At 71.9% G+C, this 17,914-nt stretch carries 17 protein-coding genes; 8 read left to right on the plus strand and 9 right to left on the minus strand.

Going from position 1 to position 17,914, the window contains the following annotated elements:
- Positions 1-208 precede the first annotated feature (208 nt).
- The 4 genes from O7602_RS20015 to O7602_RS20030 are packed head-to-tail and all read left to right on the plus strand — an operon-like array spanning position 209 to position 5,700.
- Positions 209-1,540, plus strand: coding sequence for an ABC transporter substrate-binding protein (locus O7602_RS20015; RefSeq protein ID WP_281584168.1), 1,332 nt, complete (start codon positions 209-211; stop codon positions 1,538-1,540).
- 22 nt (positions 1,541-1,562) lie between these two features.
- Positions 1,563-2,519 carry a sugar ABC transporter permease gene (locus tag O7602_RS20020; protein WP_281584169.1) on the plus strand — a complete coding sequence of 319 codons (957 nt, stop codon included), beginning with the start codon at positions 1,563-1,565 and terminating at the stop codon, positions 2,517-2,519.
- Positions 2,516-3,400 carry a carbohydrate ABC transporter permease gene (locus O7602_RS20025; protein ID WP_281584170.1) on the plus strand — a complete coding sequence of 295 codons (885 nt, stop codon included), beginning with the start codon at positions 2,516-2,518 and terminating at the stop codon, positions 3,398-3,400. Before O7602_RS20020 ends, O7602_RS20025 begins: the two co-directional genes overlap by 4 nt.
- On the plus strand, positions 3,397-5,700 hold the full coding sequence (locus tag O7602_RS20030) for an alpha-galactosidase (RefSeq protein ID WP_281584171.1): 2,304 nt from the start codon (positions 3,397-3,399) through the stop codon (positions 5,698-5,700). The genes O7602_RS20025 and O7602_RS20030 overlap by 4 nt, the downstream gene beginning before the upstream one ends.
- Positions 5,701-5,817: 117 nt before the next feature.
- Here the strand turns inward: O7602_RS20030 and O7602_RS20035 are convergent, their stop codons facing one another.
- The 3 genes from O7602_RS20035 to O7602_RS20045 form a co-directional block, all read right to left on the minus strand.
- Positions 5,818-6,348, minus strand: a complete 531-nt coding sequence (locus tag O7602_RS20035) for a hypothetical protein (protein ID WP_281584172.1) — start codon at positions 6,346-6,348, stop codon at positions 5,818-5,820.
- Positions 6,349-6,528: 180 nt separating this feature from the next.
- The gene (locus O7602_RS20040; protein WP_281584173.1) at positions 6,529-6,789 is read right to left on the minus strand and encodes a winged helix-turn-helix domain-containing protein; all 261 of its coding nucleotides are present in this window, start codon (positions 6,787-6,789) and stop codon (positions 6,529-6,531) included.
- Positions 6,790-7,467: 678 nt separating this feature from the next.
- Complete coding sequence (locus tag O7602_RS20045; protein ID WP_281584174.1) at positions 7,468-8,862, minus strand: cellulase family glycosylhydrolase; 1,395 nt, start codon at positions 8,860-8,862, stop codon at positions 7,468-7,470.
- Between the two features lie 259 nt (positions 8,863-9,121).
- Here O7602_RS20045 and O7602_RS20050 point away from each other — a divergent pair, with 259 nt between their 5' ends.
- A complete protein-coding gene (locus O7602_RS20050) occupies positions 9,122-10,084 on the plus strand; it encodes a TIGR03557 family F420-dependent LLM class oxidoreductase (RefSeq protein ID WP_281584175.1) in 963 nt (320 codons plus the stop codon).
- A 57-nt stretch (positions 10,085-10,141) separates the two neighbouring features.
- Positions 10,142-10,777: a GAP family protein gene (locus O7602_RS20055; protein ID WP_281584176.1), complete on the plus strand. Its 636-nt coding sequence runs from the start codon at positions 10,142-10,144 to the stop codon at positions 10,775-10,777.
- On the opposite strand, the gene O7602_RS20060 is transcribed toward O7602_RS20055, so the two are convergent.
- From O7602_RS20060 to O7602_RS20085, 6 genes are all read right to left on the minus strand, one after another.
- Positions 10,774-11,571 (minus strand): endonuclease/exonuclease/phosphatase family protein, encoded by a 798-nt coding sequence (locus O7602_RS20060; RefSeq protein ID WP_281584177.1) that lies wholly within the window; start codon positions 11,569-11,571, stop codon positions 10,774-10,776. The genes O7602_RS20055 and O7602_RS20060 overlap by 4 nt on opposite strands.
- 5 nt (positions 11,572-11,576) lie before the next feature.
- Entirely contained in the window at positions 11,577-13,067 is a 1,491-nt protein-coding gene (locus O7602_RS20065; RefSeq protein WP_281584178.1) for a phosphatase PAP2 family protein, read from the minus strand.
- Between the two features lie 76 nt (positions 13,068-13,143).
- Positions 13,144-14,145, minus strand: coding sequence for a YihY/virulence factor BrkB family protein (locus O7602_RS20070; RefSeq protein ID WP_281584179.1), 1,002 nt, complete (start codon positions 14,143-14,145; stop codon positions 13,144-13,146).
- Positions 14,138-15,145, minus strand: a complete 1,008-nt coding sequence (locus O7602_RS20075; RefSeq protein WP_281584180.1) for a diacylglycerol kinase family protein — start codon at positions 15,143-15,145, stop codon at positions 14,138-14,140. Before O7602_RS20075 ends, O7602_RS20070 begins: the two co-directional genes overlap by 8 nt.
- Positions 15,146-15,237: 92 nt before the next feature.
- Positions 15,238-15,813, minus strand: a complete 576-nt coding sequence (locus O7602_RS20080) for a Clp protease N-terminal domain-containing protein (RefSeq protein WP_281590418.1) — start codon at positions 15,811-15,813, stop codon at positions 15,238-15,240.
- A complete protein-coding gene (locus tag O7602_RS20085) occupies positions 15,813-16,049 on the minus strand; it encodes an HTH domain-containing protein (protein ID WP_089153892.1) in 237 nt (78 codons plus the stop codon). Before O7602_RS20085 ends, O7602_RS20080 begins: the two co-directional genes overlap by 1 nt.
- 103 nt (positions 16,050-16,152) lie before the next feature.
- Between O7602_RS20085 and O7602_RS20090 the strand changes: the two genes are divergently transcribed.
- Both O7602_RS20090 and O7602_RS20095 read left to right on the plus strand, forming a co-directional pair.
- Positions 16,153-16,953 (plus strand): PP2C family serine/threonine-protein phosphatase, encoded by an 801-nt coding sequence (locus O7602_RS20090; RefSeq protein ID WP_281584181.1) that lies wholly within the window; start codon positions 16,153-16,155, stop codon positions 16,951-16,953.
- Positions 16,954-17,046: 93 nt separating this feature from the next.
- On the plus strand, positions 17,047-17,874 hold the full coding sequence (locus tag O7602_RS20095; RefSeq protein WP_281584182.1) for a universal stress protein: 828 nt from the start codon (positions 17,047-17,049) through the stop codon (positions 17,872-17,874).
- Positions 17,875-17,914 lie beyond the last annotated feature (40 nt).

The following is a 17,914-nucleotide window of genomic DNA, read 5'->3' on the forward strand; positions in this document are numbered from 1 at the left end:
GGGTGCCCCCGAACGCCACCCAAGTCAACACTTTCCAACATCGACAGATGTTACAACGTTTACCATCTTTTTCCCCTGCCCAGTACACCTTTCCGCCCTATTGACAGCGCCGAATCAAGGGGTAGCTTCAACCGCCACCGGCTATTTCTGTTCGGACGTGTGGATTCTCGGTGGATCTCGTCGCACACCTCTCCACGCAGGAGGCGCAATGTCCCGTCCCCGCTCGCAAGCCGAATACCTCGCCCGACTCGTACCCCCGTCCGTCGCCGGCCTGCGACGGCGCTCGCTGCTGGCCGGCGCGGCCGGCGCGGGCGCGCTGCTCGGCACCGGCGCGCTCGCCGGCTGCGGCGACTCCGACTCCGGTTCCGGCGGCGACGCGAAGACCGTCTCGCTCGGCTCGAACCAGTCGGACCCGAAGCCCAAGGACGTCACCGCCAAGGTGATGGACGGTTTCAAGACGTCCTCCGGGGTCACCGTCAACATCAACACGGTGGACCACAACACGTTCCAGGAGAACATCAACAACTATCTCCAGGGCAAGCCGGACGACGTGTTCACCTGGTTCGCCGGCTACCGGATGCGGTTCTTCGCCGCCAAGGGCCTGGCCGGCGACCTCAGCGACGTCTGGGGCAAACTCGACGGCTACTCCGACGCGTTCAAGAAGGCGTCCACGGGCGACGACGGCAAGCAGTACTTCGTCCCGGCGTCGTACTACCCGTGGGCGGTCTTCTACCGCAAGTCGGTCTGGCAGCAGCGCGGCTACCAGGTGCCGACCACGCTCGACCAGCTCACCACGCTCGGCGCGCAGATGAAGAAGGACGGGCTGAACCCGATCGCCTTCGCCGACAAGGACGGCTGGCCGGCGATGGGCACGTTCGACATCCTCAACCTGCGGATCAACGGTTACCAGTTCCACATCGACCTGATGGCCGGCAAGGAGGCGTGGACCTCCGACAAGGTCAAGAAGGTCTTCGACACCTGGGCCGGGCTGCTCCCCCTGCACCAGCCGGACGCGCTGGGCCGCACCTGGCAGGAGGCCGCCCAGTCGTTGCAGCAGAAGAAGAGCGGCATGTATCTGCTGGGTCTCTTCGTCGGCCAGCAGTTCAGCGGCGCCGACCTGGAGGACCTCGACTTCTTCACATTCCCCGAGGTCGACTCCACCATCGGCGCGAAGGCCCTGGACGCGCCGATCGACGGCTACATGATGGCCCGCAAGCCGAAGTCCAAGGACGCGGCCACCAAGCTGCTGACCTACCTCGGCTCGAAGGACGCCGCCGACATCACGGTCAAGAACGACCCGAGCACGCTCGTGGCCAACAGCGGCGCGGACATCGCCAGCTACACCGCGCTCCAGAAGAAGGCCGCCGACCTGGTCGGCTCGGCCACCGAGATCGCCCAGTTCCTCGACCGGGACACCCGGCCGGACTTCGCCTCCACCGTGATGATCCCGGCGTTGCAGCAGTTCATCAAGGACCCGAAGGACATCGGCGGGATGCTCACGAGCGTCGAGAACCAGAAGAAGTCGATCTTCACAAGCTGACGGCGGAAGGGGGAAGGACACCATGTCCGACCTGCCCCTGATCCAAGCGGATCGCGCCGTGCCGCCACCGGCCGCGACCACCACCACGGGTGGTCGCGGCCGACGGCTACGGCTCCTGTCCCGCACCGACCGCGTGGTGATCACGCTGATGGTGGTGGTGCCCCTGCTGCTCGTCCTCGGCCTGGTCTGGTTGCCGGCGGCGGCGACGGTGCTGCTCTCCGGCACGAACTGGGACGGCATCGGCCCGGTCGGCGAGATCGACTGGGTCGGGTGGAAGAACTACGACGACGTGGTGCACAACTACCCGCCGTTCGTCCCCGCGGTGCGGCACAACCTGCTCTGGCTGGCCGCGCTCTTCGTGGCGGCCACCCCGTTCGGCATGTTCCTCGCCGTGCTGCTCGACAAGGAACTACGCGGCAGCCGGTTCTACCAGACCGCGCTCTACCTGCCGGTGGTGCTCTCGCTGGCGCTCGTCGGCTTCATCTGGCAGCTCATCTACAGCCGGGACCAGGGCCTGCTCAACGGCGTGTTCGGCGGCAAGACCGACTGGTACGGCGACCCGGACGTCAACATCTGGGCCGTGCTGGTGGCCGCCGGCTGGCGGCACGTCGGCTACATCATGCTGCTCTACCTGGCCGGCCTCAAGGGCGTCGACCCGACCTTGCGGGAGGCCGCCGCCGTGGACGGCTCCTCGGAGACCAGCACGTTCTTCCGGGTCGTCTTCCCGGTGATGCGCCCGATCAACGTCATCGTGCTGGTGGTGACCGTGATCGAGTCGCTGCGCGCGTTCGACCTGGTCTGGGTGATCAACAAGGGCCGCAACGGGCTGGAGCTGATCTCCGCGCTGGTCACCCAGAACGTGGTCGGCGAGGCCAGCCGGATCGGCTTCGGCTCCGCGCTCGCGACCATCATGCTGGCCGTGTCGCTCGTCTTCATCACCATCTACCTCTGGACCGTCATGCGGGAGGACAAGCGATGACCGCCGCCGTCTCCCCCGGGCGCCGCCGGCCGGTGCGGCCCGCCCGGGTCGTCCTGCACGTCTTCCTGGGTACGGTCGCCGTCGGCTGGCTGTTCCCGCTGCTCTGGGCGGTGCTGACCTCGTTCCGCTCCTACCGGTACACCGCCGTGCACGGGTACGTCTCGCTCGGCGGCTGGACGGTCGACAACTACGTCACCGCGTGGCGCACCGCCGAGTTCGGCAAGCACTTCCTCAACTCGCTCTACATCACCGTCCCGGCGGTGCTGCTCACGCTCTTCCTCGCCTCGTGCGTGGCGTTCGTGATCGCCCGGTTCAGCTGGAAGCTCAACATCGCGCTGCTCGGCCTCTTCACCGCGGCGAACCTGCTGCCCCAGCAGTCCCTGCTGATCCCGCTGTTCCGGATGTTCACCGAGATCCCGCTGCCGGCCTGGATGAGCGACTCGGAGCTGCTCTACGACAGCTACTGGGGGCTGATCCTGGTCAACGTGGCGTTCCAGTGCGGCTTCTGCGTCTTCGTGCTGAGCAACTACATGAAGGCGCTGCCGCACGAGCTGTACGAGGCGGCGATGGTCGACGGGGCGAGCGTGTGGCGGCAGTACTGGCAGGTGACCATGCCGCTGTGCCGACCGGCCCTGGCCGCGCTCGCCACGCTGGAGGTGACCTGGATCTACAACGAGTTCTTCTGGGCCACCGTGCTGATGCGTACCGGCGACAAGTTCCCGGTGACCAGCTCGCTGAACAACCTGCGCGGCGAGTTCTTCACCGACAACAACCTGGTCTCGGCCGGCTCGGTGCTTGTCGCGATCCCCACCCTGGTGATCTTCTTCCTGCTGCAGAAGCAGTTCGTCCGGGGTCTGACGCTGGGAGCCTCCAAGGGATGACGATCGTCCACCTGCGCCGCGCGCGGACCAGCCTGGTGCTCGACGCGCGCGGCCCCGGCCTGCCCCGGATCGTGCACTGGGGTGCCGACCTGGGGCCACTGTCCACCGAGGACCTGCCCGCCCTCGTCGACGCCACGGTCGCGCCCGTGGTGCCGAGCAGCTTCGACGCGCCGACCGTGCTGTCGCTGCTGCCCGAGGCGAGCGCCGGGTGGAGCGGGCGGCCCGGACTGGCCGGTCACCGCGACGGCCGGGACTGGTCGACGGCCTTCCGCCTCACCGGCATCGAGCTGCACGACGAGCTGTTAGGAGGGGCCCCTTCATCTACCCCAGGCGTTAACAAGGGCCCCCTCCTTCTGACCGTGCGGGCGGTGGACGCCGACGCGGGGTTGAGCCTCACCGTCGAGATCACGCTGGACGCCGCGGGGGTGCTGACGCTGCGGCACCGGCTGCGCAACGACGGCGACGGCCGCTACGAGCTGCGGGAGCTGACCCCGGTGCTGCCGGTGCCGGCGGTCGCCACCGAACTGCTCGACCTGACCGGCCGGTGGTGCCGGGAACGCGCGCCGCAGCGGCACCCGTGGCCGATGGGCGCCTGGGTCCGCGAGGGGCGGCACGGCCGCACCGGGCACGACGCCACGCTGCTGCTGGTCGCCGGCACCCCCGGCTTCGGCTTCGGGCACGGCGAGGTGTGGGCGGTGCACACCGCATGGAGCGGCGACCACGTCACGGTGGCCGAGCGCCGTCCCACCGGCGAGGCGACGCTCGGCGGCGGCGAGCTGCTCGCGCCCGGCGAGATCGTGCTCGGGCCGGGCGAGGAGTACGCCACCCCGCTGCTCTACGCGGCCTGGTCGGCCGACGGGCTGGACGGGCTCAGCCACGCGCTGCACACCCACCTGCGCGCCCGGCCAGGCCATCCGCGCACGCCCCGGCCGGTGACGCTCAACGTGTGGGAGGCGGTCTACTTCGACCACGACCTGGACCGGCTCCGCGGGCTCGCCGACCGGGCCGCCGAGGTGGGGGTGGAACGCTTCATCCTCGACGACGGCTGGTTTCGCGGCCGGCGGCACGACCTCGCCGGGCTCGGCGACTGGTTCGTCGACGAGCAGGTCTGGGCGGGTGGGCTGCAACCCCTCATCGACCACGTACGCGGGCACGGCATGCAGTTCGGGCTCTGGGTCGAGCCGGAGATGGTCAACCCCGACTCCGACCTGTTCCGCGCCCACCCCGACTGGGTGCTCCAGGTGCCCGGCCGGCTGCCCCCGCCGTGGCGGCACCAGCAGGTGTTCGACCTGGCCCGCCCGGACGCGTACGCGTACCTGCTCGGCCGGCTCGACGCGGTGCTTACCGAGCACGCCGGCATCGCCTACCTGAAGTGGGACCACAACCGCGACCTCACCGAGGCCGGGCACGCCGGCCGGCCCGGCGTGCACGCCCAGACGCTCGCGGCCTACCGGCTGCTGGACGAGCTGCGCGCCCGCCACCCGGGCCTGGAGATCGAGAGCTGCTCGTCCGGCGGCGCCCGGGTCGACCTGGAGGTCCTGCGCCGCACCGACCGGGTCTGGGCCAGCGACTGCAACGACGCGCTGGAACGGCTCGCCATCCAACGCTGGACCGGGTTGCTGCTGCCACCGGAGCTGATCGGCACGCACATCGGCCCGGAGCGCTCGCACACCACGCGCCGCGTGCACGACCTCGGCTTCCGGGCGGTCACCGCGCTCTTCGGCCACCACGGCATCGAGTGGGACATCAGCGCGATCGACGCGTCCACGCGGGCCGAACTCGCCGCCTGGGTCGCGCTGCACAAGCGGCTGCGCCCGCTGCTGCACGGCGGTCGGGTGGTCCGGGTCGACCACCCGGACCCGGCCGTGCAGGCCCACGGCGTGGTCGCCCACGACCGCTCCCGAGCGGTGTACGCGATCAGCCGGCTGGCCACGTCCGTCGCGCAGGCGCCGGGCGCGGTGCGGCTGCCGGGGCTGGACCCGGCGCGGCGCTACCGGGTGCGCCCACCGGCCGGGGTGCCGGCACCGGCGGCGTTGGAGTTGACCCCGCCGGCCTGGCTGGCCGTCGCCGTCGCCGGTGCTGGCGCCGGTGCCGGTACTGGTGCTGGCGCTGATGCCGGTGCTGGTGCTGATGCCGGTGCTGGTGCTGGTGCTGGTGCTGGTGCTGGTGCTGGTGATGGTGCTGGTGCTGGTGCTGGTGCTGGGGTGGTGCTGGCCGGGTCGGTGCTCGGCGTGGTCGGCCTGCAACTGCCGGCCCTGCATCCGGAGCAGGCGCTGCTGCTCGAGGTCACCGCCGTCTGACCAGTTCGGGTGTGTCTGTCGTCGCTCGGGCAACGTCAGACGCACCCGAAGCCGAGCGGACGTCAGATCGGCCGGCGGTGCCGTGCGTCAGGCCGGCCAGCGGGTTGGTGCCGTGCGTCAGGTCGGCCGGCGGGTGGTGTCGCGCAGGGCCAGGGCCACGGTGGCGAAGAGGGCGGCGCCGCAGCCGACGCCGGAGACCAGGCCGACCGCTCCCGCGTCGCCGCCGAAAGCGTAGGTGAGAAAGCCGGCCACGCCGAGCGCGGTCATCACCGCGCCGAGCCAGTGGTAGCGCGGCATCCTCCAGACCGCCGCCAGGCCGAAGAAGTGCACGCCGACCACCACCGCGACCCAGGCCACCGCCACGGCGGGCCGGTCGAGCACGCCGTTGATCACGGCCAGGCCGCCGAAGAGGGCGACCGCCTCCAGCGCCACCACGATCCAGTAGCGGCGGTCCATGAACCCGGCCGCCTCCGGTCCCTGCGCTGCCGGTGGGGCGTGCCGGGCCACCCGGAACAGGCCGACCAGGAGCAGTGCGGCCACCAACAGACCGAGCACCCGCACCACGAGCGGCCACGGCGAAGGCAGTCCTCCGCTGTTGACCAGGATGAAGACGGTCCCGAACGAGATCGCCACGAGCGAGCCGATCACCAAACCCGACGGTCGTCCCCTGGTCCCCGGCGTACTCATCGCGTCCCCTCCCGACGATCGCGCGCCGGCCGGTCGGCGCGACGCGCGCCAGATCGTACGGCAGCTCGGCCCGTACGCCCGCACCTCGCCCAGTGTCAGGATTCGAGCCGAGGCCGTTTCCTGAGGATCGTCGCCGGGCGCCTACGCCTCTGCAACGTATGTTCCCGACCCCGGCACGCCCACCACGATGCCGTGCGCTTTGAGGATGTCCACGGCACGTGCGACGGTGCGCCGGGCCGAGCCGTACTCAGCGGCAAGTGCGTCGTACGTCGGCAGGCGGGTCCCGCGCGGAAACTCCCCGGCGCCGATGCGGCGGGTCAGATCGTCGGCGATCTCCTTCGCCGTGTGCGGGATGGGCACGGGCGTCATCGTGCCGCCTACCCGGATCAGCACCGTTGACACGCCTGGCACTACTTGCCTTACTTGCACTTCTGGCACTACATTTTCAGGAAAGGCGCGGCCCGTAGTGGACGTCATGTCGGTGCGGGCAGTCGGCCATCGGAGGGCGTCCTGACCCCCGGCACGGATCAGGGCGCCTCACCGACTTGTAACGGAGGTGGATCGGTGCTGTCGGAGGAAGAGCCGATGCGCGTTCCAGTCAACACCAACGTTTGGTGGTGGCCTACCCGGATTGACCGGTTGGAGTGCGGCGAGTGCGGCTCACCGTTGCCAATGCATCGACTCACGGCGCTGTCCGAACTGGCTGAGGCTATCGAGGACCACGCCCGAGAGTGCGTCGCCTTCCGAGAGGACGGTTCGGGTTAGGAGCGTTTCCAGGCGAGGATGAGTACGCCGGGTTCGTCTTCGTCGCTTCGCGCGGATGCTCTCGACGGGCGCCGGAGACACCCATAGCGTTCCACCCATGCCCCGCCCGGCTAGTGGGTGGAACGGAATGGATGTGTCAGGGCGCCGGAGTGACCGCCGAATGGTTCGGTCGAAGCGAAGCCGGGGCGGCGGAGGCTAAGTCGTCTCTGCCCTCACGGCAGGCACGCCGACGGTCCGACCGCACCGGCCTGAGGCGTACCCGAAAACGGGTGGCCGGGTCCGTGCGGACCCGGCCACCGGCGTGCGCGGGGTCGGTCAGCTCGCGGTGCAGGTCACCGCGGGCGTGCTGTTGGTCCCGGTCCAGCTGCCGATGAAGCCGAAGCTGGTGCTCGCGCCGGCGCCGAGCCGGCCGTTGTAGTCCACGTTGCGGGCGGTCCAGGTCGACCCGCTGTTGCTGACCGTGGCGTTCCACGCCTGGCTGACGGCCTGGCCGTTGGCGAACGTCCACTTCACCGTCCAGCCGCTGATCGCGGCGGAGCCCGCAGTCACCTTGACGTCGCCCTGGAAGCCGCCCTGCCACGAGTTGGTGACGGTGTAGGCGGCGGTGCAGCCACCGGCCGGCGGGGGCGTGCTGGTCGGCGGCGTGGTCGGGCTCGGGCTGGTGGTGGGGCTGGTGGTCGGGCTCGGGCTGGTGGTGGGGCTGGTGGTCGGGCTGGGTGAGCTGCCGGAGTAGACCGACGCCTCGCGGGAGGTGGCGGTGATGCCGTTGGCCCCGGCGAAGATGCGCTGGCCCCAGGTGGTGAGCTGGGCCGGGTTGAAGTTGGTGGTCATGTCCAGGTATTCGACGCCGCCGCCGTTGCCGCTCCACGACCAGCCCAGGTAGCCGATCCGGTTGGCCTGGGCGTACGACATGATGGTGTCCTCGTCGGGGTTGCCGTCGGAGTGGTTGAAGCCGAACTCGCCGACCACGATGGGCAGCCCGGCGGTGCGGAACCGGCCCAGGTAGTCGGTGATCTCCGCGGCGGTGTCGAAGACGCCGTACATGTGGATGGAGAAGACGGTGTTGCGCTGCGGGTCGGCGGCGAACACGGTGCCGGCGTTGTCGCGCATGGTGAACGTCCAGTCTTGGCCCCAGTTCGGCGCGTCCACCATGATCGTGTGGGTGAGGCCGCCGGCGCGCAGCCGCTTGATCGCGTTCGAGGTGTCGGTGGTCCAGGCGCTGTAGCCCTGGTTGCCGAACGGCTCGTTGCCGATGTTGACGATGACGTACTTCTCCTGACCCTTGAGCACGTCGGCGATGCTCAGCCAGTAGTCGGTGGCCTTCGCCAGCGTGGTGGCCGCGCCGTCCTCGCCGTACCCGGTGGTGTCGTGCGCCTCCAGCACGCAGATGAGGCGGTTGGTCTTGCACAGCGAGATCACGTTGGCCACGTCGGCGGCGCTGTTCTTCGTCCAGCGGTCACCGGTGGCAAGGACCACCCGGACGGTGTTGGCGCCGAGCGCCTTGATGTTGGCGAACGAGCTGGTCTGTTGCGGGTACCAGGTGTGCGCGTGGTTGACCCCGCGCATGACGAACTCGGTGCCGTTGGCGTCGTAGAGCCGCCCGTTGGAGACGGAGAAACCGGTGGCGGCCTGCGCCGGCTGCCCGAAGGCGAAGACGGAGGCGAGGGCCGTCAGCAGGGCGACGCCCGCGACGGAGAGCATTTTCTTCATGGCTGTCCTCAGAAGGTGGCGACGTCCCGGACGCCGGCATCAGCGTAGGACGATGCGCCCTCGAAGGCAACCGGTTAAGTCCTGCGGCGGCCCGTGTCGCCACGGGCCGCCGCAGGGGCGGTCATCCCCACCACAGGATGGTGCGCCTCCCGGCCTGAACCGGTTAAGCCGGACTCTAGGCAGCGTCGAACCACGCGTCAAGGTTGACCGGCGCCCGGCGGGGTATCCCGGGACGATCCACCCCGGAAGGAGAGGCGCCATGGTCAACGTCGGCTACACCCTGATGTGCGAGCAGGCCGGCCCGAAGGACCTGGTCGACCACGCCGTGCGCGCCGAGGCCGCCGGTTTCGACCACCTGGTCATGTCCGACCACTACTACCCGTGGCTGGAGTCGCAGGGCCACTCCCCGTACGCCTGGTCGGTGCTCGGCGCGGTCGCGCACGCCACCACCCGGCCCGAGCTGCTCTCGTTCGTCACCTGCCCGATCCGGCGCTACCACCCCGCGGTGGTGGCGCAGAAGGCCAGCACCATCGGCGTGCTCTCGGACGGGCGGTTCACGCTCGGCCTCGGCGCCGGGGAGAACCTGAACGAGCACGTGGTGGGCGGATGGCCGCACGTGCAGCAGCGGCACGAGATGTTCGAGGAGGCGCTCCAGATCATCCGGCCGCTGCTCAACGGCGAGACGCTGACGTTCTCCGGCAACCACTTCGACGTGCCCGACGCGTACGTCTGGGACCGCCCGGAGCGTCCGGTGCCGATGGCGGTGGCCGCGTCCGGCCGGCAGTCGGCCACGCTCGCCGCCGAGTACGCGGACGCCATGATCGCCACCGATCCGCTGCCTCACCTGATCGACATGTATGAGGAGGCCGGCGGCGCGGGCCGACCCCGCTACGGCCAGGTGGCCATCTGTTACGGCCCGGACGAGGACGAGTGCCGCAAGATCGTGCACGACCAGTTCCGCTGGTTCGGGATGGGCTGGAAGGTCAACGCCGACCTGCCGAACCCGGACGCGTTCGCGGCGGCCACCCAGTTCGTCCGCGAGGAGGACGTGGCCGAGGGCATTTCCTGCGGTCCGGACACCGACCGGCACGTCGAGGCGTTCAAGAAGTTCGTCGACGCCGGCTTCACCCACGTGGCGCTGGTCCAGGTGGGTGGGGACAGCCAGCCGATGTTCATCGACTGGGCCCGGGAGGAGCTGCTGCCCCGACTGCGCGAGCTGTGACGCCGTGCGTTTCCGGAACCGGCCGCGCCACCGCAGGGGCGGCAACAGAATGAGCCCATGAACCTGCTGACCGTGCTGCCGCTGACGCTGGTGATGATCGCTGGGCCGCAGCTGATCAGCGCGGTCTTCCTGGCCGCCAGCCGCGACCCGCGCCGCAGTTCGGTGGCCTTCCTGGCGGGCGCCGCGCTGGGCACGCTGATCCCGTTGACCGTCTGGTACGGCGTGTTCCGGCTGGTGCGCCACTCCGCCGGCAACGGGACGAAGGACAGCGGCAGCCGGCACCTGATCGACTGGATCGTGCTGGTGCTGCTGCTCGTACTCATGGTGATCACGTTCCTGCGGCGCAAGCGGAACCAGCCCCCGGGCTGGATGCGCAGGTTGGAGGACCCGCGGCCCACGTTCGCGTTCGGTCTCGGCGTGGTGCTCTTCCTCGCCATGCCCAGCGACGAGGTCACCATGGCGTCGGTCGCCGGCAGCCTGGCCGGCCACGACAAGCCGTGGTGGCACCTGCTGCCGTTCCTGGTGCTGACCGTGCTGCTGCTGGCGCTGCCGCTGCTCGCGCTGGTGTTGCTCGGCGCCCGCGCGGAGCGCCTGCTGCCGAAGGTCCGCGACTGGTCGAACGCGCACTCCTGGATCATCAGCGAGGCGGTGATCCTGATCTTCGTGGCGATCGTGCTGTCCGACCTGGCCTAGCCGGCCGCGAGGTCCAGCTCGGCCAGCACCGGGTAGTGGTCGGAGGCGACGTCGGCATCGCCGTCGCGGACCACCCGCACCGCCCGGACCCGCTCGGCCAGCGCCGGCGTGGCGAGCAGGTAGTCCAGCCGCATCCCGGCGAACTCCGCGCCGCCGTGCCCGGTCGGCACGGTCAACCCGCCGGGCCCGTCGCCGCCGGAGCGCGGCCAGAGGTCGACCAGGCCGCCGTCGAGCAGCCGGGCCACCGCGCGGGTGTCCACGGTACGGCCGTCGCGGCGCAGGTGCCGACGCCGGTAGCCGGGGGCGAGCCCGGCCAGCCGGTCGGTGTGGTCGACGGCCGGCTCCAGCGTGTTCAGGTCCCCGACGAGCAGGGCCAGCTCTCCCCCGGTGCGCCGCACCGCCGCCGCCAGCCAGTCCGCCTCCATCCGCCGCCGCCCACCCGAGTACGGGTTGAGGTGGGTGCTGAACACGGTCAGCGGCCCCGCCCCGGTGGCCACCTCGACCCGGGCGGCGGCGTGGTGGAACGGCCGGCGCACCCGCCCGGTGCGCAACACCCGCAGCGGCGGCCGGACCAGCACCGCCACCGGCTGGCCGAAGCAGGACCGGGCCAGGTACGGCACCAGCCCCGTCCGCTCCGCCAGCCCGCCGAGGGTACGGTCCAGCCCGCGCAGCTCCTGGAGGGCCAGCACGTCGGGGCGCTGCGCGGTGACCACCGAGACGATCCGGTCCCGGCGGTCGGTGCCGTCGCGGTCGCGCCCGCCGGTGCGGATGTTCCAGGTCATCACCCGCAGCATCGGGGTCAGTCCGCCCGGCCGGCCCGGGCCAGCTCGTCGTCCAGCTCGTCCACCTGCTCCGACTCGATCGCCGGCTGGTTGCCCCGCGCCACGTCGGCGTTCGGCCGGACCACCCACCACAGCAGCGACAGCCAGAGCGTGCCGAGGATGATCGCGCCCATGAAGTCGGTCGGGTGGTGCATGCCCCGGTACATCCGGGAGGTGGCCACGCCGACCGGCATGATCACGGCCATCGCCACGAACAGCCACCGCCACCACCTGTCGGTGCGGGGGAACACGATGATCGCCATCGCGGCCCAGAGGCAGATGGTCGCCGCGATGTGCCCGGACGGGAACGACGAGGTGGGCATCTGCCCGTCCAGGTTCTCCACCGGCGGGCGGGGCCGCTCCACCACCCGCGCGCTGGACAGGAAGAGGCTCAGCTCGCCGAACATCGCCAGCACCACGAACAGCACCGGCCGCCAGCGACGCCACACGGCCAGCACGATCGGGCAGAACACCAGCGAGACGAGCAGGATGGCGTGGGTGTCGCCGAACTTGCTCCACCACCAGCTCAGATCCGTGAGCGCGTCGGTGTGCCGGGCGGCGAACCAGCGGGGCACCTCGGTGTCGAGCCAGTCGAAGACGGTGCCCTTGGCGTGGTAGCTGACGTACATGCCGAACGCGTAGAGCGCGCCGAAGACGATCACCCAGCCGACCAGCAGCTCGGCCACCGCGGACCGGGGGTGCTCCAGCACCTTCTCCTCGGCCGGGGCGGGGGCGATCTCCTCGCCCGCCTCCGGCTCCAGGCCCTCGGTGAGCGGCGACACCGGCCGGCCGCGCTCGCGCCGCCACAGCCGGAAGGCGTACGCGGTGACGCCCAGCCAGGCCGCGCCGAGCAGCCAGCCGCCGAGCACGTCGGAGACGAAGTGCACGCCCAGCGCGATCCGGGTCAGCCCGACCAGGAAGATCAGCACGGCGGCGACGGCGATGGCCGGTTTGCGCCAGCGCGGCGCCATGGCCGGCAGGAACACCAGCAGCAGCGCCCCGTACGCGACGAACGAGCCGAGCGCGTGGCCGCTGGGGAAGCTGTTGCCGGGCGCGCTCGCGACCGGCACGTCCACCACCGGACGCAGCCGCCCGACGAGCGCCTTGAGCGACGGGTCGAGGATCAGCCCGCCCACACCGGTGATGATCAGGTAGACCGCCAGCCGGGACTGCCGACGGATCAGCAGGCCCACCACGGCGATGGTGACCAGCCAGATCAGCACCGGCCGGCCACCCAGGTCGGTGATCGCCTGGAGCACCGTGACCAGCGGGTGGTGCGGCGCCACGAGGTTGTTGAACCACTCGGCCGCCTCGTGGTCGGCGTGCTGGAGCGGGCTCCACCGGAACCGGACGAGCATGAGCAGCACGCCGAACGCCACGCCCGCCCCGGCCACCGCGAGCAGCCCGACCAGGCTCCGCTCCGCGAAGTGGCCGAGCGGCCGGCGACCGGACTCCCTGACCTCGGTCACACCGCACCTCCCTCTTCTTCTGCGAGGCGCGGTGTACCCGATCGGTGTGTTTCGTACACGCCGGGCCGGCGCGGCGTCAGAGCGCGGTCATCTCGCCGGTGTCGAACAGCTCCTCGCGCTGCGCGTCCGGCTCCCACAGGTCCGGCTGGGCCGGCTCCTCCACCCCGATCCGCATCGCCTCCAACTGGGCGGCGAAGGCCAGCCCGCCGAAGAGCGCCATCCCGGTGAGGTTGGCCCAGAGCAACAGCGCCATCATGCCTGTCAACGCGCCGTAGGTCTGACCGAAACCGCCGCTGTACCGTACGTACGCGGCGAGCAGCAGGCTGGCCACCCACCAGATGGCGATGGCGATGCCGGCGCCGAAGAAGAGCCAGGACAGGCCGGGCTGCCTGCGTCGAGGGGCGTGCCGGAACAGCGCGGCGACGGCGAGCACGGTCAGGCCGAGGCTGAGCGGCCAGCGGACCACGTCCCAGATCACGGTGGCGACGACGCCCCACTCGTAGTGCCGGCGGACCGAGTCACCCACCGCGCCGCCGCCGACCAGGATCAGGAACCCGACCAGCGCGGGCACACCGGCGACCACGGCGAGCACCGCGGCGCGCACGTACTTGGGGAACGCCGGGCGGTCCCGCTCCACGCCGTAGATCCGGTTGGCGCCGCGCTCGATCTGCGCCATCGTGGTGGTCAACGCCACCAGGCCGGTGATCAGGCCGAGGGTCAGCGCCAGCTCGCCGACGTCCTCGGTGCGGTCCGAGTCGGACAGCAACTCCTGCACCATGGACTCGCTCTGACCCGGCGTGATCGCCAGCACCGTGTCGGCCACGACCTTGCCGCCCTCGTCCACCCCGAGGTCGGTGATCAGACCCGTGAGCGCGATCAGGAACGGCACCACGGCCAGGCAGAGCTGGAACGCCAGGGCCCGGGAGTGGCTGAAGCCGTCGCCGTAGCGGAACCGGATGAAGGCGTCCCGCAGCAGGTGCCAGCCCCCGTGCCGCCGCAGCGTGTGCCAGGCGTCGTCGGCGGAGAGCTCCTCGGAGGCCATCAGCCGGGTCTCGGGGACGAGCTTGGTGCTACTCACGGCGCGCCTCCTCGACCAGGTGCTCGCCGCGCTCACCGGCCGCCTCGGCGTCCTCGGCCAGGTCGGGGTGGTCCTCGGGCTGCGGGACGCAGAGCCAGAGCGACTCGGGCCGGATGGTGGCGCTGAGCGAGCGGCCCGGCTCGATCAGGTCGCCGTCGAGCTGGCGGGGCTGGGCCCGGTTGCTGGCGATCTCGACGGTGCGCGCCCGGAACACCTCCATCCGGGGCACGCTGCCGCGGCGCCGCATCACCGCCCAGCCCATGGCCACCCAGTGCCCGAGCCGGCGCGGGGTCAGCACCGCCACGTCGAGCCAGCCGTCGTCGGGCTCGGCGTCGGTGAGCAGGCGTACCCCGCCCTGGAGGCGGCCGACGTTGGCGACCAGGACCGAGCGGGCGCGGCGGCGCAGTGGCGGCCCGCCGTCGATCCGCACCGAGACGCGCATCGGCCGGTCCCGCAGGTGACGGGCGGCGCCGACCAGGTAGGCCGGCCAGCCGATCCGCTTCTTGGTGGTCTCGGAGGTGGAGTCGAGCATCTGGGCGTCGAAGCCCATCCCGGCCATCACCGCGAAACACTGGTCGTCGACCACGCCGACGTCGAGCCGGCGCATCCCGCGCTCGACGGCGACCTGGAGCCCGGCGGCGAGGTCGCCGGAGAGGCCGAGGTTGGCGGCGAGCAGGTTGCCGGTGCCCTGGGGCAGCACGGCCAGTGCCACGTCGGTGCCGGCGAGCGCGGTGACGCAGGCCATCACGGTGCCGTCGCCGCCGCAGGCGAAGACCACCTCGGCCCCGGCCTTGACTGCCTCCTCGGCCTGGCCGCGACCCGGGTCCTCGACCGTGGTCTCGTGCCAGGTCGGGGCCGGCCAGCCGGCGGCGTCGAGCGCGCCGTCCACGGTCCGCCGGAACTCGTCCAGGTCGGCGACCTTCACCGGGTTGACCACCACGGCGGAGCGCGGGGTCGGGTTCTCCGCGGTCACCGGGCGCTTGTCGTCTGCACCGTCCACGGCGTCAGTGTGCAGGACGCCGGGCGCGGCGGCGAGCCGGCGGGCGCGGTCGTTGCGAGGACCGCAATCAGGTTTGAAATCCCGACCCCGCGTCAGGCCGCCTCGCGCAGCGCCGCCTCGACCCGCAGCCGCAGGTCGTCGAGGTCGGCGCCGGCCTCGGTGAGCACCTGCGCGGCCAGTCCGTCGCCCTCCCGGAGCAGGCCGAGCAGGATGTGCTCGGTGCCGATGTGCCGGTGGTGCAGCCGCAGCGCCTCGCGCAGCGACAGTTCGAGCACCTTTCTGGCCCGGGGTGAGAACCGGCCGCTGCCGTGCCGGCGCCGCCACCACCGGCGTGGGCGTGGCGCCGCCTCGCGCAGCGCGTCCGGGCCGAAGGACTCCTCGATCCGGGCCACGATCGCGGCGAGGTCGATGCCGATCTCGCGCAGCGCCGCCGCGTCCGCCGCGCCGAGCCCGTCGACGCCCTGCGCGGTGTGGCGGGCCACCGCCGCGCGCAGGCCGTCGGCCTGGATGCCGTCGGCCGACAGCAGCCGGACCGCCAGGTTGTCGCGATCGGCCAGCACGCCGAGCAACAGGTGCTCGGTGCCGACCGGACGCCGGCCCTCGGTCCGGGCCTCGTCGACCGCGTGGTGCACCACGGCCCGGGCCCGGTCGGTGAATCGTTCCAACATCATGCCTCCCAGCTCTGGCGCACCGCCGGCCGCCCGGCGTGCTTCTTGTGGACCGCCTGCCGGCTGACCTCGAGCGCGTCGGCGATCTCCTGCCAGGACCAGCCCTGCCGCCGGGCGTTGTCCACCTGGACCACCTCGAGCCGTTCGAGCAGCCGGCGCAGGGCGAGAACCGCGCGCAGGCCGACCTTCGGGTCGGTGCTGCCGGCCGCCGCCGCGAGTTCCGTCGCTTGACTCATGCTGTCAATGTAGGTTGACACCCGTCTTCTGTCAACCCCGGTTGACAGGAGACACGCCCTCGCCTAACCCCCGCCCACCACCACCCGGTGTTACGTTCCGTAGGTGTTCCGTCGCCGTCCGCTGGACCAGCCGGTCGGTGTCGCGCGCCGGCTCGCCGCCGGCCGGTTCACAGTGGAGATCGCCGGGGGCAGCGTGGTCGGGCACCACTACCCGGAGAACTACGACGTGCTGCACGTCGACGAGACACTGCCGCTGGCCGTGGTCTGCGACGGCATGGGCGAGGGCGACGGCAGCCGGGTGGCCGGCGCGACCGCGACCCGGACCTTCGTCGAACAGGTCCGCGCCGCCTGGCCGACCGTCGACGCCGCCGGGCTGCGGACCGCCGCCGCCGTGGCCCAGACCCGGGTACGCCAGGCCGGCGCGGCGCTCGTCGGGCTGACCGGGTGCACGCTCACCGCGCTCGTGGTCGAGCCGGACGGTGGCCAGGGCTGGCTGGTGCAGATCGGCGACTCGCGGGCGTACCGGCTGCGCGACGGGCTGCTGGAGCTGGTCACGGTCGACCACACGATGGCCTGGCTCGGCGTGCTGCACGGCTGGTGGCCGGCCGGCTCGCCGGAGGCGGTCCGGGCCCGCTACCAACTGCTGCGCTACGTCGGCCACCCGGACCGGCCCGATCCGGACCTGCTCGCCGTGCCGCTGCGGCGCGGCGACACCTGGCTTCTCTGCACCGACGGGGTGAGTGACCAGCTCGGCTACCACCGGCTGCGGGACCTGCTCGCCGCCCGGCGGGACCCGAAACGCACCGCCCAGGCCCTCCTCGACGCCAGCCTCGACGCCGGCGGCGACGACAACGCCACCGCCGTGGTGCTGCGCGTCCACCCCACCCTGCCCGCCCCGCGCTGAGCATCCCGACGCCCGCCGATTCCGGCGACCCGGTCCGGCCGACCCGACCACCCGTCTACCGTGGGGGAAAGCGCGGTCGGGAGGTGAGCCGCAATGGCCGCACCCGGCCACGGCGCGGTGGTCGTCGGCGTGGGCCCGTCGACGGAGGCCCTCACGGTGGTCCGCACGGCCGCCGGCGAGGCCGCCGCACACGACCGGCCGCTGCACCTGCTGCACGCGTTCAACTGGGCCGCGACCTCCGGCCCGGCCCCGGCCGGCGGCACCCGCACCGACGCGGAGGACCTGCTCGAACGGGCCAGCCAGATCGCCGCCGCCGCCGCGCCGGAGGTGCCGGTGAGCGGCGAGATCGTGGAGGGCTCACCGGTCGAGGCGCTGCTGCGGGCCGCCGACGCCGCGTTCCTGGTCGCGCTCGGCGACGGCGGCATGGCCACCTGCTCGGCCTGCGTACCGGCCGACGCGCCGGCCGTCGAACTGGCCGCCCGGGCCGGCTGCCCGGTCCTGATCGGTCGGACCGAGCCGGCCCCGCCCGGTCCGCTGCTCGTCGGCTACGACGGCTCACCGGGCTCCCGCGCCACCCTCGGCTACGCCTTCGACTGCGCCGAACGCCGGGGCGCCCGGCTGCTCGCCGTCCGGGTGGTCGAGCCGGACCGCGGCGACGACGACGGCGTACTCGAAGAAGCGGTCAACCGGCACGCCGCCCGGCACCCCAGGGTGGCCGCGAGCTGCCAGACCGTGCGCGGCGACCCCCGGACCGTCCTGCTCGACCGGTCCCGCTCGGCGCAGCTCGCGCTCGTCGGCGCGCGGGGCGACGGGCCGGTGCAGTCCAGCCTCGGCGAGGTCAGCCAGTCCCTGCTCTACCACTCGCCGGCCCCGCTGATCGTGGTACGCGGGCTCGACCCGGACGCCCGGGACGGGTCATGACGCCCACCCGGCCCGGGACCTCCGGCCCTGACCGGCGCCA

The organism is Micromonospora sp. WMMD1128 (genome assembly GCF_027497235.1).
GTDB lineage: Bacteria > Actinomycetota > Actinomycetes > Mycobacteriales > Micromonosporaceae > Micromonospora.